General features: G+C 54.4%; 20 protein-coding genes. 13 read left to right on the forward strand and 7 right to left on the reverse strand.

Features of this window, described 5'->3' with window-relative positions:
- Nucleotides 1-27: 27 nt before the first annotated feature.
- Nucleotides 28-1665, reverse strand: coding sequence for a glycerone kinase (locus KP80_RS04540; protein ID WP_052282397.1), 1638 nt, complete (start codon nt 1663-1665; stop codon nt 28-30).
- A gap of 134 nt (nt 1666-1799) precedes the next feature.
- Here KP80_RS04540 and KP80_RS04545 point away from each other — a divergent pair, with 134 nt between their 5' ends.
- Complete coding sequence (locus KP80_RS04545) at nt 1800-3299, forward strand: helicase HerA-like C-terminal domain-containing protein (protein WP_052282398.1); 1500 nt, start codon at nt 1800-1802, stop codon at nt 3297-3299.
- A 149-nt stretch (nt 3300-3448) separates the two neighbouring features.
- On the opposite strand, the gene lptG is transcribed toward KP80_RS04545, so the two are convergent.
- A complete protein-coding gene (gene lptG, locus KP80_RS04550; protein ID WP_052282399.1) occupies nt 3449-4531 on the reverse strand; it encodes an LPS export ABC transporter permease LptG in 1083 nt (360 codons plus the stop codon).
- Nucleotides 4531-5631: an LPS export ABC transporter permease LptF gene (gene lptF, locus KP80_RS04555; protein WP_052282400.1), complete on the reverse strand. Its 1101-nt coding sequence runs from the start codon at nt 5629-5631 to the stop codon at nt 4531-4533. Before lptF ends, lptG begins: the two co-directional genes overlap by 1 nt.
- Before the next feature lie 267 nt (nt 5632-5898).
- Between lptF and pepA the strand changes: the two genes are divergently transcribed.
- The 4 genes from pepA to KP80_RS04575 all read left to right on the forward strand — a co-directional run bounded on the left by pepA (nt 5899) and on the right by KP80_RS04575 (nt 11561).
- Nucleotides 5899-7410 (forward strand): leucyl aminopeptidase, encoded by a 1512-nt coding sequence (gene pepA, locus KP80_RS04560; RefSeq protein WP_052282401.1) that lies wholly within the window; start codon nt 5899-5901, stop codon nt 7408-7410.
- Nucleotides 7411-7533: 123 nt separating this feature from the next.
- Nucleotides 7534-7977, forward strand: a complete 444-nt coding sequence (gene holC, locus KP80_RS04565) for a DNA polymerase III subunit chi (RefSeq protein ID WP_052282402.1) — start codon at nt 7534-7536, stop codon at nt 7975-7977.
- Nucleotides 7977-10832, forward strand: a complete 2856-nt coding sequence (locus KP80_RS04570; protein WP_052282403.1) for a valine--tRNA ligase — start codon at nt 7977-7979, stop codon at nt 10830-10832. The genes holC and KP80_RS04570 overlap by 1 nt, the downstream gene beginning before the upstream one ends.
- Nucleotides 10833-11057: 225 nt before the next feature.
- A complete protein-coding gene (locus KP80_RS04575) occupies nt 11058-11561 on the forward strand; it encodes a GNAT family N-acetyltransferase (RefSeq protein WP_052282404.1) in 504 nt (167 codons plus the stop codon).
- Between the two features lie 22 nt (nt 11562-11583).
- Here KP80_RS04575 and KP80_RS04580 read toward each other — a convergent pair whose 3' ends face one another.
- The 3 genes from KP80_RS04580 to rraB all read right to left on the reverse strand — a co-directional run bounded on the left by KP80_RS04580 (nt 11584) and on the right by rraB (nt 13816).
- Entirely contained in the window at nt 11584-12414 is an 831-nt protein-coding gene (locus KP80_RS04580) for a topoisomerase II (RefSeq protein WP_052282405.1), read from the reverse strand.
- A 170-nt stretch (nt 12415-12584) separates the two neighbouring features.
- Entirely contained in the window at nt 12585-13343 is a 759-nt protein-coding gene (gene miaE / locus KP80_RS04585) for a tRNA isopentenyl-2-thiomethyl-A-37 hydroxylase MiaE (protein ID WP_052282406.1), read from the reverse strand.
- Nucleotides 13344-13396: 53 nt separating this feature from the next.
- Nucleotides 13397-13816 (reverse strand): ribonuclease E inhibitor RraB, encoded by a 420-nt coding sequence (gene rraB / locus KP80_RS04590; protein ID WP_052282407.1) that lies wholly within the window; start codon nt 13814-13816, stop codon nt 13397-13399.
- A gap of 95 nt (nt 13817-13911) precedes the next feature.
- On the opposite strand from rraB, the gene argL reads away from it, so the two are divergent.
- Nucleotides 13912-14007 (forward strand): putative translational regulatory protein ArgL, encoded by a 96-nt coding sequence (argL, locus tag KP80_RS23425; RefSeq protein WP_419772949.1) that lies wholly within the window; start codon nt 13912-13914, stop codon nt 14005-14007.
- Nucleotides 13977-14981, forward strand: a complete 1005-nt coding sequence (gene argF / locus KP80_RS04595; RefSeq protein ID WP_052282408.1) for an ornithine carbamoyltransferase — start codon at nt 13977-13979, stop codon at nt 14979-14981. The genes argL and argF overlap by 31 nt, the downstream gene beginning before the upstream one ends.
- Before the next feature lie 217 nt (nt 14982-15198).
- On the opposite strand, the gene KP80_RS04600 is transcribed toward argF, so the two are convergent.
- Entirely contained in the window at nt 15199-15651 is a 453-nt protein-coding gene (locus KP80_RS04600; protein ID WP_052282409.1) for a YhcH/YjgK/YiaL family protein, read from the reverse strand.
- A gap of 261 nt (nt 15652-15912) precedes the next feature.
- On the opposite strand from KP80_RS04600, the gene KP80_RS22205 reads away from it, so the two are divergent.
- From KP80_RS22205 to KP80_RS04625, 6 genes are all read left to right on the forward strand, one after another.
- Entirely contained in the window at nt 15913-16017 is a 105-nt protein-coding gene (locus KP80_RS22205; protein WP_072351778.1) for a pyrBI operon leader peptide, read from the forward strand.
- A 36-nt stretch (nt 16018-16053) separates the two neighbouring features.
- A complete protein-coding gene (pyrB, locus tag KP80_RS04605) occupies nt 16054-16989 on the forward strand; it encodes an aspartate carbamoyltransferase (RefSeq protein WP_052282410.1) in 936 nt (311 codons plus the stop codon).
- A gap of 13 nt (nt 16990-17002) precedes the next feature.
- Nucleotides 17003-17464 carry an aspartate carbamoyltransferase regulatory subunit gene (pyrI, locus tag KP80_RS04610; RefSeq protein ID WP_052282411.1) on the forward strand — a complete coding sequence of 154 codons (462 nt, stop codon included), beginning with the start codon at nt 17003-17005 and terminating at the stop codon, nt 17462-17464.
- A 73-nt stretch (nt 17465-17537) separates the two neighbouring features.
- Nucleotides 17538-17924: a 2-iminobutanoate/2-iminopropanoate deaminase gene (ridA, locus tag KP80_RS04615; protein ID WP_052282412.1), complete on the forward strand. Its 387-nt coding sequence runs from the start codon at nt 17538-17540 to the stop codon at nt 17922-17924.
- Between the two features lie 372 nt (nt 17925-18296).
- The gene (locus KP80_RS04620; protein ID WP_052282413.1) at nt 18297-18812 is read left to right on the forward strand and encodes a glycine zipper 2TM domain-containing protein; all 516 of its coding nucleotides are present in this window, start codon (nt 18297-18299) and stop codon (nt 18810-18812) included.
- Nucleotides 18813-18827: 15 nt separating this feature from the next.
- Nucleotides 18828-19367 (forward strand): DUF5384 family protein, encoded by a 540-nt coding sequence (locus KP80_RS04625; protein WP_052282414.1) that lies wholly within the window; start codon nt 18828-18830, stop codon nt 19365-19367.
- Nucleotides 19368-19376 lie beyond the last annotated feature (9 nt).

Genomic DNA, 19376 nt, shown 5'->3' on the forward strand with positions numbered 1-19376 from the left:
CGCGTAGCCGCCGGTTCTCTCCTGGCGTTAGTCGTTGCCTAACGCCGCAAACACTTCCGCCACCGCTACGGCTCCCGGGTCCGGCACGCCGTTCAGATTATCGCTGTTAACATAAGAAGCGCGACCTGCTTTCGCCTGCTGCATCGTGGCCGTACTCTCCGCACCGCGCTGTGCGGCGCGAATCGCCTCGTCCAGTCCGCTATCACGCAACGCTTCCAGCGCGGGCTGTAGTGCGTCGATTAACGTTCTGTCGCCCACCTGCGCCCCACCGTAAAACTTCATCTGTTTTAAACCGGCCAGCAGCGCATTCGGCAGCGACTCGCCCTGTGATAACGCCTGCCCGGCGGCGGTAAAGAACAGCGACATCAGTACCCCGCTGGAGCCACCCATCACGGTCGCCAGCCGTTCACCAACAAACTGCAACAGCTGCGCCGGATCGTTCAACGGCAGCGCATGGCGCGCAAGCTGACTGGCAATATCCTGCGCCCCCAGCGCGAAGGTTGAGCCGGTATCGCCGTCGCCCACTTTCGCGTCCAGCGCGTTCAACCTTTCCTCAAGGCCGAGCAGCGTCTGGGTGACGCGGTCCACCACATCATGCACCTGCGCGTTCTCCGATGGCTGAACCTCCAGCGCGTCGTGCACTTTGGCATGTTGCAGCGTTTTAAGCGGCCCAAAGGCCGTCGCCTTCACCCAACCGACGGTTTCAACGTCGGCCAGCAGCGCCTGTTCAGTGGCGTCGTTCAGCATCAGCAATGAGAGCGAAAAACCTTTCATATCCAGCGAGCTGACCAGCGTGGCGGGGCCAATCAGATAAGCAATCTGTTCACGCAATGCCGAATGCGCCAGTTCTTTCGTCAACAGCGCCATCTCAAGCTCCGACACGCCGCCCAGGTTGTTAATCAGCACCGCGACGCGCGAATCACCCACCGAGGCTTTAAGCGTCTGTGCCAGAGTGTCGACCAGCGCCTTGCTGTTATGGCTGCTAACAGTTGATGCCCCAGGCTCGCCGTGAATACCCAGTCCAAGCTCGACCTGGCCGGGCTTAATGCGATCTTCGGCTTCACTGCCTGGCAGATTACAGCTCTCCATCGCTAGCCCAAGGCTGAAGACGTTGTCGCAGGCGCGCTGCGCTATCGCATGCACTTCACTGAGCGATTTACCCTGCTCTGCCGCATATCCGGCGATCTTGTGCACAAAAACGGTACCAGCGATGCCGCGCGGCTGCTTGTTCTCCGGCAGCGCGATGTCGTCAGCCACAATCACCATCTCAACCTTTAAGCCATGGCGCTTGGCCTTTTCGGCGGCGAGACCGAAGTTGAGACGGTCGCCGGTGTAGTTTTTGACAATCAGCAGGCAGCCGCGATCGCCGGTAACGGCAACAATCGCATTGAGCACCGCATCCACGCTGGGCGACGCGAAAACATCGCCGCAAACGGCAGCGGTGAGCATCCCTTTGCCAACAAAGCCCGCATGCGCCGGTTCGTGGCCGGAGCCCCCGCCGGAGATTATCGCCACCCGGCTTTTATCCCAATCGCTACGCGCCACGATGCGGATCGCCGGATCAACATCCAGCCGCAGTAAATTTCCGTGTGGAGCAGACAAGACTAAACCTTCAATCGCATCATCAACCAGCTGTTTGCGATCATTAAAAAAGAATCTGGACATAATGTTCCCAAAATAAACAAACCGTACGCAAAGCATAGTCCGCACTGAATATTGCGCCGCAAAACGGACAATTTACCGCACCGCAATGTCGTTGTTTTGCCTATACTCGACGCAGAGAAAATGGAGGATTACCCATGAGCGCACCTTTGCTGATTGCACGTACCCAGGATACCCAGTTGGTTTTACTTCCCGGCATGGCCAACCGTCACGGACTCATTACCGGCGCTACGGGGACAGGGAAAACCGTCACCCTACAAAAACTGGCGGAGTCGTTTTCCGAGATTGGCGTGCCGGTATTTATGGCGGATGTAAAAGGTGACCTGACCGGTATCGCGAAGGAAGGCCAGGCCTCCGAGAAGCTGCTGGCCCGGCTGAATAAAATCGGCGTGACTGACTGGGAACCGCACGCGAACCCGGTAGTGCTGTGGGATATCTTTGGCGAGAAAGGCCATCCGGTGCGCGCTACCGTCTCGGATCTTGGCCCGCTGCTGCTGGCGCGCCTGCTGAACCTCAACGAAGTACAGTCTGGCGTACTTAATATCATCTTCCGTATCGCCGATGACCAGGGTCTGCTGCTGCTCGATTTCAAAGACCTACGCGCCATTACCCAATACATCGGTGACAACGCCAAATCATTCCAGAACCAGTACGGAAATATCAGCAGCGCCTCCGTCGGCGCGATTCAGCGCGGGTTACTGACGCTGGAGCAGCAAGGCGCCGAGCATTTCTTCGGCGAGCCAATGCTTGATATCAAAGACTGGATGCGTACCGACAGCAACGGCAAGGGCGTCATCAATATTCTCAGCGCCGAGAAGCTCTACCAGATGCCGAAGCTGTACGCCGCCAGCCTGCTGTGGATGCTCTCTGAACTTTACGAACAACTGCCAGAAGCGGGCGACCTCGAAAAACCGAAACTGGTGTTCTTCTTTGACGAAGCACATTTGCTGTTTAGCGATGCACCACAGGTGCTGCTGGATAAAATCGAGCAGGTGATCCGCCTGATACGTTCCAAAGCCGTCGGCGTCTACTTTGTTTCGCAAAACCCGGCGGATATTCCCGACGCCGTGTTGGGGCAGTTGGGTAACCGCGTGCAGCACGCGCTGCGCGCCTTCACGCCGAAGGATCAAAAAGCGGTGAAAACCGCCGCGCAGACCATGCGGGCCAACCCGGCGTTCAGCACCGAACAGGCTATTCAGGAGCTGGGAACCGGCGAAGCGCTAATCTCATTCCTCGACGAGAAAGGTAGTCCATCGATTGTTGAGCGGGCAATGGTCATTGCCCCGGACTCGCGGATGGGGCCGGTGACCGACGATGAACGCAACGGCCTTATCAATAACTCACCGCTGTACGGTAAGTATGAGGATGAAGTCGACCGGGAATCGGCATTTGAGATGTTGCAAAAAGGCGTGCAGAACAGCGCAGGCCAAGCGGAGGCACCACCGGCGAAAGGCCAGCAGAGCGAGGATGGGGGTCTACTGGGGAGTCTAAAGGATATCGTCTTTGGCACCACCGGGCCGCGCGGCGGTAAACATGATGGGCTGGTACAAACGGCAGCGAAAAGCGCCGTACGTCAGGTCACCAATCAAATCGTGCGCGGGATGCTGGGGAGCCTGCTGGGCGGCAGACGCCGCTAACGGTTGGTGATTGCCGGGGAGCTACGTGAATCCTCTATCCGGTACCTATCACCGGAGCACGCGAAAGAATCACACGCCCCATTCAAATTTCAGCCACAAAAAACCCGGCGTCGCGAAACGAGGCCGGGTTTTAACATGGCGCTAAACCGTTAGCTTTTCCGCATCATCAGCCAGAGGCTTATCAGGAAGAAACTGGCGCTCGGCAGCAGCGCACCGATGATTGGCGGGATGCCATACACCAGGGTCAGCGGGCCGAAAATCTGGTCGAGAACGTAGAACACGAAGCCAAAGCTAATCCCCGTCACCACGCGCACGCCCATCGGCACACTGCGCAATGGACCAAAGATAAACGACAGCGCCATCAGCATCATCACCGCCACGGAGAGCGGCTGGAACACCTTGCTCCACATATTGAGCTGATAACGCCCGGAATCCTGGCCACTGGCCTTCAGGTACTTCACGTAGTTGTGCAGGCCGCTGATGGAGAGCGCATCGGGATCCAGTGCCACCACACCCAGCTTATCTGGCGTAAGGGTGGTCTTCCAGGTACCGCTAACCGTCTGCGTGCCGGTGATCTGCTTAGGATCGCTCAGGTTGGACTCGTCCACCTGCGACAGACGCCATACTTTCTGTTCGTTATCAAATTTCGCGCTGGCAGCATAGCGTACAGACTGTAAACGACGCTGGTCGTTAAAAGCATAAATGCTCACGCCGCCCAGTTCATCGTTGCCTTTAACGCGCTCGATATAGACAAAGCTGTGGCCGTCTTTCGCCCACATCCCCTGCTGGGTAGAAAGCAGCGAGCCGCCGTACATCTGCTGAGCACGGTAGTTACGCGCCATCTGCTCACCCTGCGGCGCAACCCACTCGCCCATTGCCATGGTCAGCAGTACCAGCGGAATCGCCGTTTTCATCACCGCCAGGGCAACCTGCATGCGGGTAAAACCAGATGCCTGCATCACCACCAATTCGCTGCGCTGCGCCAGCATCCCCAGCCCTAAAAGCGCACCAAGCAGCGCGGCCATGGGGAAGAAGATCTGCACATCTTTTGGCGCGCTGAGAATGGTATATAACCCTGCGCCGAGTGCGTCATAGCTCCCCTGTCCCGCTTTTTTCAGCTGGTCGACAAACTTGATGATGCCGGAGAGCGACACCAGCATGAACAACGTCATCATGATGGTGGTAAAAATGGTCTTGCCGATATAGCGGTCAAGTACACCAAATGGCTGCATTATACCGCTCCTCTCTGCGTGAAACGGGCGCGGATACGGCGCATTGGGATGGTATCCCACAGGTTCAAGGCCACGGCCAGGGCGAAGTAAAGAATGTTTACCGCCCACATCCATAGCCCCGGATCAATCTTGCCTTTACCCGCATTGGACTTCAGCGAGGTTTGCAGCAAGAAGAACACCAGGTAGAGCAGCATGGCTGGCAGCATCGACAGCACGCGTCCTTGACGCGGGTTCACCACGCTCAGCGGAACCACCATCAGCGCCATAATAAAGACCGTCGCGACCAGCGTGAAACGCCAGTGCAGCTCGGCACGAGCACGGCTGGTATCGGTTTTCCACAGGGTGCTCATGCTCATCTGTTCGGTGTCGGTCGGATCCGATGCTACCGCCTGATGACCAATCACGGCCTTGTAATTTTTGAAATCGGTAATGCGGAAATCGCGAAGCATGGCGGTGCCTTCAAAACGCGTTCCTTGATTGAGCGTGACCACCTGCGAGCCATCTTTATGCTGGGCAAGTTGACCGGTATCCGCGACCACCACCGATGGGCGTGCGCTGCCTTTTGGACGGAGCTGCGCCAGGAAGACATCGTGGAAATTCGCGCCTTTAACGCCTTCAATAAACAGCACCGCATTGCCATCGCTGGACTGCTGGAACTGCCCCTGTGCCAGCGCCGCCATACCTGGGTTGGCCTTGGCTTCTGACAGGACTTCATCCTGATGTCGCGACGACCAGGGCCCTGCCCACATGACGTTCACGGCAGCGACAATCCCGGTGAACAGCGCCAGCACCATCGCCGCTTTAATCAGTACCGCTTTACTCAGGCCACACGCGTGCATGACCGTAATTTCACTTTCGGTATACAGTTTGCCCAGCGTCATTAATAGACCCAGGAACAGACTCAGCGGCAGGATAAGCTGCGCCATTTCAGGCACACCGAGTCCCAGCAGCGAGAGCACCAGGTTTGTCGGGATATCACCATCAACCGCTGCGCCCAAAATCCTCACCAGTTTCTGACAAAAGAAGATCAGAAGCAGGATGAAGAGGATGGCAAGCTGGCTTTTTAGCGTCTCCCGCACCAGATATCGTATGATTATCACTATAAATACGCCCGTAAAAACCCGTCTTAATGCAGGAAAATAGCTTGTTTCATGGCTTAAACGTCATTTATTCTCTTGAGTCGTCGAAAACATCGCTAAGATTAAATGACTCAGCGGTTTCACGTTTCAGGAAATGTTCTGACGCGCCAACACCGTAATAACGTTAAGATTAACACGAAGTCACCGCAACAGCGGAAATGAGTTACGTAAGCTTGCAATTCTATCCGTAGCCACCGCCGTTGTCTTTAAGATTCAGGAGCGTAGTGCATGGAGTTCAGTGTAAAAAGTGGTAGCCCGGAGAAGCAGCGGAGTGCCTGTATCGTCGTGGGCGTATTCGAACCACGTCGGCTCTCTCCCATTGCCGAACAGCTCGATAAAATCAGCGACGGCTATATCAGCGCGCTGCTGCGCCGCGGCGAATTAGAAGGCAAACCGGGGCAGACCTTATTGCTGCACCACGTACCTAACGTGCTGTCAGAGCGCATTCTGCTGATTGGCTGCGGCAAAGAGCGTGAGCTTGACGAACGCCAGTACAAGCAGGTTATTCAGAAAACAATCAACACCCTGAATGATACTGGTTCAATGGAAGCCGTTTGCTTCCTGACCGAACTACACGTGAAAGGCCGCAACAACTACTGGAAAGTACGCCAGGCGGTTGAGACAGCAAAAGAGACGCTGTACAGCTTCGACCAGCTGAAAACCAACAAAAGCGAGCCTCGTCGTCCGCTGCGCAAAATGGTCTTCAACGTGCCAACCCGCCGTGAACTGACCAGCGGCGAGCGTGCTATTCAGCACGGTCTGGCTATCGCTGCCGGTATTAAAGCGGCGAAAGACCTCGGCAACATGCCGCCAAACATCTGTAATGCCGCTTACCTCGCCTCCCAGGCGCGCCAGCTGGCTGATTCTTACAGCAAAAACGTCATCACCCGCGTCATCGGCGAACAGCAGATGAAAGAGCTGGGAATGCACTCTTATCTCGCGGTCGGTGATGGTTCACAAAACGAATCCCTGATGTCGGTTATCGAGTATAAAGGCGTGGCGTCCGAAGACGTTCGTCCTATCGTGCTGGTCGGTAAAGGCCTGACCTTCGACTCCGGCGGTATCTCCATCAAGCCAGCCGAAGGCATGGACGAGATGAAGTACGACATGTGCGGTGCGGCGGCGGTCTACGGCGTGATGCGTATGGTCGCGGAGCTTCAGCTGCCGATTAACGTTATCGGCGTACTGGCTGGCTGTGAAAACATGCCGGGCGGGCGCGCGTATCGCCCAGGCGACGTGCTGACCACCATGTCCGGTCAAACCGTGGAAGTACTGAATACCGATGCCGAAGGCCGTCTGGTACTGTGCGACGTCTTAACTTACGTTGAGCGTTTTGAGCCAGAAGCGGTGATTGACGTGGCTACTCTGACCGGTGCCTGCGTGATTGCCCTGGGTCATCACATCACCGGCCTGATGTCGAACCACAATCCACTGGCGCACGAACTGATTGGCGCGTCCGAGCAAGCGGGCGACCGCGCATGGCGTCTGCCGCTGGGCGACGAGTACCAGGAGCAGTTAGAGTCCAACTTTGCGGATATGGCAAACATCGGCGGCCGCCCTGGCGGTGCAATCACCGCGGGCTGCTTCCTCGCGCGCTTTACTCGTAAATATAACTGGGCTCACCTGGACATCGCCGGTACCGCATGGCGTTCCGGCAAAGCCAAAGGTGCGACCGGTCGTCCGGTGGCGCTGCTGTCCCAGTTCTTACTTAACCGCGCGGGTTTTAACGGCGAAGAGTAAGGCGAAAAGGCCGGATAGCGCCACGCTTATCCGGCCCTGATTCCGACGCGTAAGCGTCATCATCAGGTAATAAGGCCGGGTCATCCGGCCTTGCATTTAAATCCACCACAAGAAGCCCCATATATGAAGAATGCAACGTTCTATATTCTGGACAACGACACCACCGTCGACGACCTCAGCGCCGTCGAGCAGTTAGTGTGTGAAATTGCCGCAGAACGTTGGCGAGCAGGCAAGCGCGTGCTCATCGCCTGTGAAGATGAACAGCAGGCCATTCGCCTGGATGAAGCGCTGTGGACGCGCCCGCCGGAAAGCTTTGTGCCACATAATCTGGCAGGTGAAGGTCCGCGTGGTGGTGCCCCGGTCGAGATTGCGTGGCCTGCGAAGCGTAACAGCAGCCCCCGCGATATACTGATCAGTCTGCGGGTAAATTTTGCAGATTTTGCCACCGCTTTCACAGAAGTGGTAGACTTCGTCCCTTACGAAGAAACTCTGAAACAACTGGCACGCGATCGCTACAAAGCCTACCGCGTGGCTGGTTTTAACCTGAATACGGCAACCTGGAAATAATGGAAAAGACATATAACCCACAAGATATCGAACAGCCGCTTTACGAGCACTGGGAAAAGCAGGGCTATTTCAAGCCTAACGGCGATGAAAGCAAAGAGTCCTTCTGCATCATGATCCCGCCGCCGAACGTCACCGGCAGTTTGCATATGGGTCATGCTTTCCAGCAGACCATCATGGACACCATGATCCGCTACCAGCGCATGCAGGGCAAAAACACCCTGTGGCAGGCTGGTACTGACCACGCGGGTATCGCAACCCAGATGGTGGTTGAGCGTAAAATTGCCGCTGAAGAAGGTAAAACCCGTCACGACTACGGTCGCGATGCCTTTATCGACAAAATTTGGCAGTGGAAAGCGGAATCCGGCGGCACCATTACCCGCCAGATGCGTCGTCTCGGCAACTCTGTTGACTGGGAGCGCGAACGCTTCACCATGGACGAAGGCCTTTCCAATGCCGTGAAAGAAGTCTTTGTCCGCCTGTACAAAGAAGATCTGATCTACCGTGGCAAGCGCCTGGTCAACTGGGACCCGAAACTGCGCACCGCCATCTCCGATCTGGAAGTGGAAAACCGCGAGTCTAAAGGCTCGATGTGGCATATCCGCTATCCGCTGGCCGACGGCGCGAAAACCGCAGACGGTAAAGATTACCTGGTTGTCGCTACCACCCGTCCGGAAACCATCCTCGGTGATACCGGCGTGGCCGTGAACCCGGAAGATCCACGTTACAAAGATCTGATCGGCAAATTCGTAGTTCTGCCGCTGGTCGACCGCCGCATTCCAATCGTTGGCGATGAACACGCCGATATGGAAAAAGGCACCGGCTGCGTGAAAATCACCCCTGCGCACGACTTTAACGACTACGAAGTGGGTCGTCGCCATGCGCTGCCGATGATCAACATCCTGACCTTTGATGGCGACATCCGTGAAACCGCGGAAGTGTACGACACCAAAGGCGAAGAGTCTGACGTTTACTCCAACGCCATCCCAGCTGAATTCCAGAAACTGGAACGCTTTGCCGCGCGTAAAGCGATTGTGGCGGCTATCGACGCGCTGGGCCTGCTGGAAGAGATCAAACCGCACGACCTGACCGTTCCTTACGGCGACCGTGGCGGCGTGGTTATCGAGCCAATGCTGACCGACCAGTGGTACGTGCGTGCAGACGTGCTGGCGAAGCCTGCCGTGGAAGCGGTAGAAAATGGCGATATCCAGTTCGTACCAAAACAGTACGAAAACATGTACTTCTCCTGGATGCGTGATATTCAGGACTGGTGTATCTCCCGTCAGCTGTGGTGGGGTCACCGCATCCCGGCATGGTATGACAACGACGGTAACGTCTATGTTGGCCGTACCGAAGAAGAAGTGCGTAGCGAAAACAACCTCAGCGCCGACGTTGCGCTGCGTCAGGACGAAGACGTTCTCGACACCTGGTTCTCCTCCGCGCTGTGGACCTTCTCGACTCTGGGCTGGCCGGAAAATACCGACGCACTGCGTCAGTTCCACCCAACCAGCGTGATGGTTTCCGGCTTCGACATCATCTTCTTCTGGATTGCCCGCATGATCATGATGACCATGCACTTCATCAAAGATGAAAACGGCAAGCCGCAAGTTCCGTTTAAGACCGTCTACATGACCGGTCTGATTCGTGACGACGAAGGCCAGAAGATGTCTAAATCCAAGGGCAACGTTATCGACCCGCTGGATATGGTTGACGGTATTTCGCTGGCCGACCTGCTGGAGAAACGCACCGGCAACATGATGCAGCCGCAGCTGGCAGAGAAAATTGCCAAGCGTACCGAGAAGCAGTTCCCGGACGGCATCGAACCGCACGGCACCGACGCCCTGCGCTTCACCCTGGCGGCACTGGCCTCAACCGGCCGTGACATCAACTGGGATATGAAGCGTCTGGAAGGTTACCGTAACTTCTGTAACAAGCTGTGGAACGCCAGCCGCTTTGTACTGATGAACACCGAAGACCAGGATTGCGGCTTCAACGGCGGCGAGAAAACCCTGTCTCTGGCGGACCGCTGGATCCTCGCAGAATTCAATCAAACCACCAAAGCGTACCGCGAAGCGCTGGATAACTTCCGCTTCGATATCGCCGCGGGCATTCTGTATGAGTTCACCTGGAACCAGTTCTGTGACTGGTACCTCGAGCTGACCAAGCCGGTGATGAACGGGGGTTCTGAGTCTGAACTGCGCGGCACCCGTAACACGCTGGTGACCGTTCTGGAAGGCCTGCTGCGCCTGGCGCACCCAATCATTCCATTCATCACCGAAACCATCTGGCAGCGTGTGAAGGTCATCTGCGGCAACACCGCTGACACCATCATGCTGCAGCCGTTCCCGGCGTACGATGCGTCCCAGGTTGATGAAGCAGCGCTGGCCGATACCGAATGGCTGAAGCAGGCAATCATCGCCGTACGTAACATCCGTGCGGAAATGAACATTGCCCCAGGCAAACCGCTGGAACTGCTGCTGCGTGGTTGCAGCGCGGATGCGGTACGTCGCGTCACCGACAATCAGAGCTTCCTGCAGTCGATGGCACGTCTTGAAAGCATCACCATCCTGCCTGCTGATGACAAAGGCCCGGTTTCCGTGACCAAAATCATCGACGGCGCTGAGCTGCTGATCCCAATGGCTGGCCTCATCAACAAAGACGATGAGTTGGCGCGTCTGGCGAAAGAAGTGGCGAAAATCGAAGGTGAAATCAGCCGTATCGAAAGCAAGCTGTCGAACGAAGGCTTTGTCGCGCGCGCGCCGGAAGCGGTGATTGCCAAAGAGCGTGAGAAACTGGACGGCTACGCAGAAGCCAAAGCGAAGCTGATTGAGCAGCAGGCGGTTATCGCCGCGCTGTAAGGCCATGGGGTTATTCCCGTCTGTTTGCCGGATAGCGCTATGCTTTTCCGGCCAATAGACGCAGCCCATGCCTTTCGGATGCCTATCGTGAATCCGACATCCTGGACCGAAAAAGCCCCTGATGCTGTTGCTCAGGGGCTTTTTGTTGAATTATCCTCGCTTGCGCTTCCCCCGCCCGCAGTGTTATTAACTGCATATGTTTCACGTTGATGTCATGAGTTTGCTATGAGTGTTGTTACGCCCGTTGCGGTGACCCTTCGCCGGATAACGGCTGAAGATAATGCCGCGATCGCCACCGTTATCCGCCAGGTCTCGGCCGAATACGGTTTAACCGCCGATAAAGGCTACACGGTCGCCGACCCTAATCTGGATGAGCTGTTCGAGGTTTACAGCCAGCCTGGCGCCGCTTATTGGGTGGTTGAACTCAATGGCTTGATTGTTGGCGGCGGCGGCGTGGCCCCATTAAGCTGTAGCGAACCGGGCATCTGTGAACTGCAGAAGATGTATTTTTTACCCGCCGCTCGCGGGCAGGGTCTGGCGAAAAAGCTGGCGTTGATGGCGCTCGAACATGCCCGCGAACAGGGTTTTCAGCAATGCTATCTGGAGACAACAGCGTTTCTGACTGAGGCTATCCGTCTGTACGAGCGTCTTGGCTTTGCGCATATTGCTGAACCGCTGGGCTGTACCGGCCACGTCGACTGTGAAGTGAGAATGCTTAAACCCCTTTGATGACGCAAAGGGGTTGTCAGATTTACTGCATTTCAGGCGATAGCGCCAAACGAACGACTCCCGCCGCATTCGCTTCCGGCAGCGCCAGAACCTGCGACCAGAAATCCTGTACCAATCCGCAAGCAACTTTCTCTTTGCCAACGCCTTTACTCGGATCGGACATGATGTCGATATCCTGCCCGTAACGCTGTACCAGCCCCGGACCAATGGACTGCATGTCCGCCAGCGCCTGCTGTTTTTCCTGCGGTGTCACCGTGTGCTTATTTGGGCCGTAAGCGGCACGCATCATCCGTGCATCGCTCTCGGTACGGCGAGCGAGAACCTCATGGGAAATGACTTTCACCGGATTGATACCGCCTTTCACCGCCGGGAACAGGAAGCGGAAACAGACGTCATCGCTGCTGGCCTGTGCCTGGGCTATCTGCTCAAGGTTGATTTTCATGTACTCAACCACGTTGGCATCGGGTGCCTGCTGTAGTCGGGCCATTTGTAGCTGTAGGATTTGCGGCTGAATGGTATCGATAATCTGTTGCTGATCTTTGCCCGCTTTTTTCATCTGCACCGCGAGTTCGAGAATATGCTGCCAGAACGCCGGGTCTTGTTCCTTGATGACCTGGAACGTCGGCATGGTCATCATCGCCGATTCGAATTTCTGTTCTTCGGTCTGCCCATAATCCGGACTCATCCGCGGTATGAGATAGTGCACGTCAAACAGGTTCCAGCCAATAATCGCCACCACAAAAATCACGGCACCGGCGGCCTTGCCTACCCAACCCTTTTTACGAAATACGCCGACCAGCACGGCAATCACCGCGCCGATATAGCCTGCCAAAATAACGTGAGCCCAGTTCATCAACCATCCTTATTCCAATCAAGAGTTCTGCCAGGGATTATATTTCCCCTTTATGAATGTTGATTATTGCGGCAACGGGCGGGCATTTCCAGCCACCATATTTTCATTTGCGCAAAGGTTGACGATGAGGGAGGGAGAGGAAAACGGCGCGAATGCGCCGTGACATAACGCTATACAGGCACACCGCTGTGAAAACGAAACTCGTCGTCAGCAGAGGTAATCAGCGCCGCCTCGACTTCGCCAAAGAAACGCACGCGCTCGCTGATATCACCGGCAGCAATCTGCTCGGCCAGCATCAGGTAGTCCTGATAATGCCGCGCTTCTGAGCGCAGCAGCGACAGATAAAACGCCTGCAGACCGTCATCAAGATACGGCGCCAGCGCGGCAAACCGTTCGCAGGAGCGCGCCTCAATGTAGGCGCCGCAAATCAGCTTATCAATCAGCGTCAACGGTTCGTGGGTACGTACCTCTTTGAGCATGCCTTTCGCATAGCGGCTGGCGGTGATCTTCACATAAGGAATGTTACGGCGCTGCATGGCTTCACGCACCTGCCAGAAGTGATGCAGCTCTTCTTTAATCAGCAGCACCATGCTATCGATAAGCTGACGTCCCCACGGGTCGTCGGTTTTCGGCATCACGCCTTTGCCAATCTGCTTATTCAGTGCGACAAAATCCGGCTCTTCACCATCGCGAAAAGTGAATGCCTCATACGGTTTTAGCCAATCCAGGAGCGCCTGAGAACCGTCTTTATCCGCCACATATTTACGCACCAACAACATCGCGGTTTGCGCGGCTTTAAGCTCGCAAACCAAGTGGTCGGTTAGCAGCAGAGGAAGATTTTCAGGTAAACGCGCTTTATCCAGCCACGCCTGAGGCGTTTTGCAGTGCAGGAAACGATAAATGGGAGAGAGTATTTGCGGGTAATCCATTCCGGGATCCTTGACCTACGGCAGCGGGTGCTGCCGTAGGGAATCAAGATGACTTAGTGGCGAACGCCATCGTCGTCTTCATCAACTTCATCTTCGTCATCGTCGCCTTCTTCACCGTTAGGGTCTTCGTAGTAGGTGCCCCAACCGTCATAGTCGACTTCGAATTTCTCAGCCAGATTCATCAGTTGCTCAACCTGAGCGTCGATAAGCTCAGCGTTCAACGCACATTCGCTGAGAATATCGCAGCAGATGACGGTGTCGCCCTCTTCCACTTCCAGCTCTTCCGGTTCGGTCACTTCATAACCCATCTTGAACGCTTCAACCGCCGCTTTTTCCAGGCTTTCGAAATCGTCTGCAGAGAGGTGGTGTTCAATGGTGTACAGCGCGTCAGGATCGCTGCCGTCTTCCAGCAGTTCTTCAATGATCAGACGTGTCTCTTCACGCTGTTCTTCCAGGTGTTCTGGGTTTGCCATGGCTCGTTCCTCGTAATGTGGCTGATACTCTTATTGTCACATACCGTTGCCATTGCCTCCACCTTTCCGATAAAGATTTGTTATTGGGGTTGCAAATGAATATTCATCCATATAAAGTGAATTTTAATTCAATAAGTGGCTTAAGCCAGGTGAGGGAAAAATGTCTACTCTGTATAAAAAGCACTTCTTAAAATTACTCGATTTTACCCCTGCAGAAATCACCACCCTGCTGCAACTCGCGGCAAAACTTAAAGCGGATAAAAAGAGCGGCACGGAGTCGCCGAACCTGACCGGTAAAAACATCGCGCTCATCTTCGAAAAAGACTCAACCCGTACACGATGCTCTTTCGAAGTTGCCGCTTACGATCAGGGCGCTCGCGTCACCTATCTTGGATCCAGCGGCAGCCAGATTGGCCACAAAGAATCGATTAAAGACACCGCCCGCGTACTGGGTCGGATGTATGACGGTATCCAGTATCGCGGCTACGGCCAGGAGATCGTCGAAACGCTGGCGGAATATGCCGGTGTTCCAGTGTGGAACGGCCTGACCGACGAATTCCATCCAACCCAGCTGCTGGCGGATCTGCTCACCATGCAGGAGCATCTGCCGGGTAAAGCGTTCAATGAAATGACGCTGGTATACGCCGGGGATGCGCGTAACAACATGGGTAATTCGATGTTGGAGGCCGCCGCGTTAACCGGTCTCGACCTGCGCCTGGTTGCGCCACAAGCGTGCTGGCCGGAAGCAAGCCTGGTCGCGGAATGCAAAGCGCTGGCGCAGAAGAATGGCGGTAACGTGACGCTAACCGAAGATATCGCCAGCGGCGTGAAGGGCGCGGACTTTATCTATACCGACGTATGGGTATCGATGGGCGAAGCGAAAGAGAAGTGGGCCGAGCGTATCGCCCTGCTGCGCGACTACCAGGTCAACAGCGCGATGATGAAGCTGACCGGCAACCCGCAGGTCAAATTCCTGCACTGTCTTCCAGCCTTCCATGATGACCAGACGACGCTGGGCAAGAAAATGGCGGCAGAATACGGGATGCATGGCGGCATGGAAGTGACCGATGAGGTCTTTGAGTCGGCGGCGAGCGTGGTATTCGATCAGGCGGAAAACCGGATGCACACGATCAAAGCGGTGATGGTGGCGACGCTATCGCAGTAATTTCGCCCTCATCTCCGAAGGGCTAGGGTACGGTTGTTCCCCTCACCCTAGCCCTCTCCCCAAAGGGGCGAGGGAACAGAGTCATGCAGTCTTCCGCTCCCCGACGAATAAGGGAAAAGAGCCGCGTGGTCTTCCTCTCCCCAAACACCAGGTTAGCAGAACGCCACGGCCTTTCCCCCTCTCCCTTGCAGAGAGAGGGCCGGGGTGAGGGTTAACCTCACGCCACCAGCAGCTTAATCACCGCTTTACGGACTTTCGCCGGCTGCCCTACCGCGCACAGCGGTTTGTGCACTTCGCCCGGATAGAAGACCACGAAGTCACCTTCATTCATCACCACCATTTTTTCCTCGCCGCCTTCCGGCAGGAAAGCGATATCTTTATCCGCCAGCCAATCAGTGTCCGGTTTGCCCGCAGGCAGCACGCTAAACGCCATCCCTTCCTGACCTTTCAGTACCACCTGAATATCCAGGTAACGTGCATGATATTCCGCGCGACGCTCGGCGAACGGCTCAGTCATATTCTCTGAGATCATATAAAACAGACGGTTGCCGTCGATATCATATTTCCCTTCCGGGGTTTCGTCGGTGACGTTGGCCTGAAGATGGATAATCGCCTGACGCAGTTCTTCCGGCAGCCATGACTGCAGGTGATGGATGTTGCCAATAATCATGATGACTCCGTAAATAAAACAATGTTTCAATTTTTATTTGTTATACGTAATTTCGCGTTACCATACCACTACTTTTTGTCATGACTCTTGCCCCGGTTGCGCTAGCGCAACTTTGCTGCTCTATTCACTCCATGGAATTTAAATTCATCGTAACCAGCTAACCATTCAGTAAGAATCGTTTTCGTCGCGTAAATTGTGAATCTGCCCCTTGATTGCCAGATAAAGCTGCGTATAATTCCGCTCCGTTTGCCGGGAGGAAATATGGTTCAGTGTGTACGACATCGCGTCTTACCGCGTCTGAAAACAGACGCTGGCCTGCCGTTTTTCCTTTCCGTTGCATCCGTATTCGTAAAGCCCCTTATTTAAGGGGCTTTTTTTTTGCGCCGTCGTCAGGAGATAAACATGGCTAATCCGCTGTATCAAAAACACATCATTTCCATAAACGATCTCAGTCGCGAAGACCTGGAACTGGTGCTGGCCACCGCGGCCAGGCTGAAAGCACATCCCCAGCCGGAGCTGCTCAAGCATAAAGTGATTGCCAGTTGCTTCTTCGAGGCCTCGACGCGCACCCGTTTGTCTTTTGAAACGTCAATGCACCGCTTGGGCGCGAGCGTAGTCGGCTTCTCCGACAGCGCCAATACCTCGCTTGGCAAAAAAGGGGAAACCCTGGCTGATACCATCTCCGTCATCAGCACCTACGTGGACGCCATCGTCATGCGCCACCCACAGGAAGGCGCAGCGCGCCTGGCGACGGAATTTTCCGGCGGTATTCCAATTTTGAACGCCGGCGATGGTGCCAACCAGCACCCAACCCAAACCCTGCTCGACCTGTTCACCATTCAGGAAACCCAGGGCCGTCTGGAAAATCTGAACATCGCGATGGTTGGCGACCTGAAATACGGCCGTACCGTTCACTCACTGACCCAAGCGCTGGCCAAGTTTAACGGCAACCGTTTCTACTTTATCGCCCCGGACGCGCTGGCCATGCCGCAGTACATTCTCGATATGCTGGACGAAAAAGGCATCGCCTGGAGCCTGCACAGCGCCATTGATGAAGTGATGGCCGAGGTCGATATCCTCTACATGACCCGCGTACAGAAAGAGCGCCTCGACCCGTCCGAATACGCTAACGTCAAAGCGCAGTTCGTGCTGCGCGCCGCCGATCTTGAAGGCGCACGCGACAACATGAAAGTGCTGCACCCGCTGCCGCGCATTGATGAGATCACCACTGATGTCGACAAAACGCCGCACGCCTGGTACTTCCAGCAAGCCGGCAACGGCATCTTCGCCCGTCAGGCGTTACTGGCACTGGTACTGAATAGCGAACTGGCTCTGTAAGGGGGAAATGACGATGACACACGATAACAAATTGCAGGTAGAAGCCATTAAACGTGGCACGGTGATCGACCATATCCCGGCACAAGTTGGCTTTAAGTTACTGACGCTGTTCAAACTGACCGAAACCGATCAGCGCATCACCATCGGCCTGAACCTGCCGTCCGGCGAAATGGGCCGTAAAGATCTGATTAAAATTGAGAATACGTTCCTGACCGACGAGCAGGTTAACCAGCTGTCGCTGTACGCACCACAAGCCACGGTTAACCGCATCGACAACTATGAAGTGGTGGGGAAATCGCGCCCAAGCCTGCCGGATCGTATCGATAGCGTGCTAGTCTGCCCGAACAGCAACTGCATCAGTCACGCAGAGCCCGTTTCATCAAGCTTTGCAGTGAAAAAACGCGCTGATGACATCGCACTCAAATGTAAATACTGCGAAAAAGAGTTTTCTCATTATGTGGTGCTGGCCAACTAATTGCGGTTGGTATTGAAATGTTGGCTCTCTATAATGGCTAACACCTTATTACTGCAGTTCATCTGGAGATATCATGAGCAAGACTATTGCGACGGAAAAGGCACCAGCCGCTATCGGCCCATACGTTCAGGGCGTTGACCTGGGCAGTATGGTTATCACTTCCGGTCAGATCCCGGTTGACCCGAAAGACGGTAGCGTAGCGGAAGACGTGTCCGCTCAGGCTCGCCAGTCGCTGGAAAACGTAAAAGCTATCGTTGAAGCCGCCGGCCTCAAAGTGGGCGATATCGTGAAAACCACCGTATTCGTTAAAGATCTCAACGATTTCGCGACCGTTAACGCCACCTACGAAGCGTTCTTCACCGAGCATAACGCGACTTTCCCGGCGCGCTCCTGCGTTGAAGTTGCGCGTCTGCCAAAAGACGTGAAAATTGAAATCGAAGCGATTGCCGTACGTCGCTAAATGATAAGCTGAATAAAGGCATCAGCCTTTATTCAGCTTCTTTCTTTTCCGTAAAAGTATCAGCCGTAATACCATCCTCGTACTTCACGGTGCGGTTATCATCCTATTATTTACGACTAATACTATCCCGCAATAAATAATATCAACCCATTTCCTCAGCTATTCATTCGCCGCTTATAGTTTCATCCAGTCATTACATCAATAATAAAAATCATTATCCTAATTTAAGTTTCAACTGTCATGAGTCGATCAGGAAAATAAATACCTACTACGGATTAACTTTACCATCCGAGGTGTTTGTCGAATAACGAATAAATTCTGTGCTCGTTTCATCTCAAATAGATAGTTGAATAATGTTAACAAGGACTTTGTATGAACTTTAAAAAATGTACTTTATCTATTGCCTTACTGGCTGCTATTTCCCTCACCGGTTGTCAGTCAAATGCCGATGACTATGCGGCTGACGTCTATGACACGCAGCATCTGAATGCAAAGCAGGAAACTAAGACCGTTAATATTATCTCGGTTTTACCGGCAAAAGTGGCTGTTGATAACACGGCGAATAAAAAAGCAGCGCAAACTTTTGGTGCCATTTTAGGTGCGGTTGCGGGCGGCGTAGCGGGCCATAACACTGGCAGCGGTAGCGCATTAGGCACTACTGCTGGCGCTGTTGGCGGTGGTGCCGTCGGTGCGGCGGCGGGAACAATGGTAAAAGATAAAACTATCGTGGAAGGTGTTTCTTTAACCTACAAAGAAGACACCAAAATTTTCACATCAACCCAGGTTGGAAAAACATGTCAATTCACCACTGGGTTGGCAATGGTTATTTCGACCAAGGACAACGAAACACGAATTCAACCTAACGCTACGTGCCCTGAGAAAAAATAACAATCAGGAGATATCATGAAGAAAGTGCTTTTATTGACTCTCTTAGCTACGGTAAGCCATCCCGTATTTTCCAACTCATTGCAGTCCCAACTGTCTGCTGTTGCACAGGCAGAACAGCAAGGAAAAACGGAAGCAAACCGTCAACGTGATGCTCTTCAAGCGCAGCGCGAAAAAGAATTTCAGCTAGAAAAACAAAGACGAGCCAATGCGGCCGCTATTGCAAACCAAAAAGCAAAAGCGGCTGCGCAAGAAAAACAGGCCCGAAATGACAAACGTGACGCTGCCGCTGCTCTCGATAAAAAACGAGATCAGAATTTTGAAGACGAACTTCGCAGTCTGGAGATTCAAAAGCAGAAATTAGCGCTGGCCAGAGAAGAAGCTCGCGTTAAGCGAGAAAATGATTTCATTGATCAAGAGCTAAAAAACAAAGCAGCTCAGACCGATGTCCTGCAATCCCATGCAGATGCGAACCGAAATATTTCTGAAGGTGGCCGCGATCTGATGCAAAGCGAAGGGAAAGCACGCGAAGAAAAAGCCAGCGGCTGGTTTAATTAATATCCCATC

The sequence above is a fragment of the Kluyvera genomosp. 1 genome (genome assembly GCF_001266615.1).
GTDB classification, from domain to species: Bacteria; Pseudomonadota; Gammaproteobacteria; order Enterobacterales; family Enterobacteriaceae; genus Kluyvera; species Kluyvera cryocrescens_A.

Excerpts from the sequence above, each read along its gene's own strand:
- KP80_RS04540 (WP_052282397.1), bottom strand. The coding sequence starts at position 1,665 with ATGTCCAGATTCTTTTTTAATGATCGCAAACAGCTGGTTGATGATGCG.
- KP80_RS04545 (WP_052282398.1), top strand. The coding sequence starts at position 1,800 with ATGAGCGCACCTTTGCTGATTGCACGTACCCAGGATACCCAGTTGGTT.
- lptG (WP_052282399.1), bottom strand. The coding sequence starts at position 4,531 with ATGCAGCCATTTGGTGTACTTGACCGCTATATCGGCAAGACCATTTTT.
- pepA (WP_052282401.1), top strand. The coding sequence starts at position 5,899 with ATGGAGTTCAGTGTAAAAAGTGGTAGCCCGGAGAAGCAGCGGAGTGCC.
- holC (WP_052282402.1), top strand. The coding sequence starts at position 7,534 with ATGAAGAATGCAACGTTCTATATTCTGGACAACGACACCACCGTCGAC.
- KP80_RS04570 (WP_052282403.1), top strand. The coding sequence starts at position 7,977 with ATGGAAAAGACATATAACCCACAAGATATCGAACAGCCGCTTTACGAG.
- KP80_RS04575 (WP_052282404.1), top strand. The coding sequence starts at position 11,058 with ATGAGTGTTGTTACGCCCGTTGCGGTGACCCTTCGCCGGATAACGGCT.
- KP80_RS04580 (WP_052282405.1), bottom strand. The coding sequence starts at position 12,414 with ATGAACTGGGCTCACGTTATTTTGGCAGGCTATATCGGCGCGGTGATT.
- miaE (WP_052282406.1), bottom strand. The coding sequence starts at position 13,343 with ATGGATTACCCGCAAATACTCTCTCCCATTTATCGTTTCCTGCACTGC.
- rraB (WP_052282407.1), bottom strand. The coding sequence starts at position 13,816 with ATGGCAAACCCAGAACACCTGGAAGAACAGCGTGAAGAGACACGTCTG.
- argL (WP_419772949.1), top strand. The coding sequence starts at position 13,912 with ATGAATATTCATCCATATAAAGTGAATTTTAATTCAATAAGTGGCTTA.
- argF (WP_052282408.1), top strand. The coding sequence starts at position 13,977 with ATGTCTACTCTGTATAAAAAGCACTTCTTAAAATTACTCGATTTTACC.
- KP80_RS04600 (WP_052282409.1), bottom strand. The coding sequence starts at position 15,651 with ATGATTATTGGCAACATCCATCACCTGCAGTCATGGCTGCCGGAAGAA.
- KP80_RS22205 (WP_072351778.1), top strand. The coding sequence starts at position 15,913 with ATGGTTCAGTGTGTACGACATCGCGTCTTACCGCGTCTGAAAACAGAC.
- pyrB (WP_052282410.1), top strand. The coding sequence starts at position 16,054 with ATGGCTAATCCGCTGTATCAAAAACACATCATTTCCATAAACGATCTC.
- pyrI (WP_052282411.1), top strand. The coding sequence starts at position 17,003 with ATGACACACGATAACAAATTGCAGGTAGAAGCCATTAAACGTGGCACG.
- ridA (WP_052282412.1), top strand. The coding sequence starts at position 17,538 with ATGAGCAAGACTATTGCGACGGAAAAGGCACCAGCCGCTATCGGCCCA.
- KP80_RS04620 (WP_052282413.1), top strand. The coding sequence starts at position 18,297 with ATGAACTTTAAAAAATGTACTTTATCTATTGCCTTACTGGCTGCTATT.
- KP80_RS04625 (WP_052282414.1), top strand. The coding sequence starts at position 18,828 with ATGAAGAAAGTGCTTTTATTGACTCTCTTAGCTACGGTAAGCCATCCC.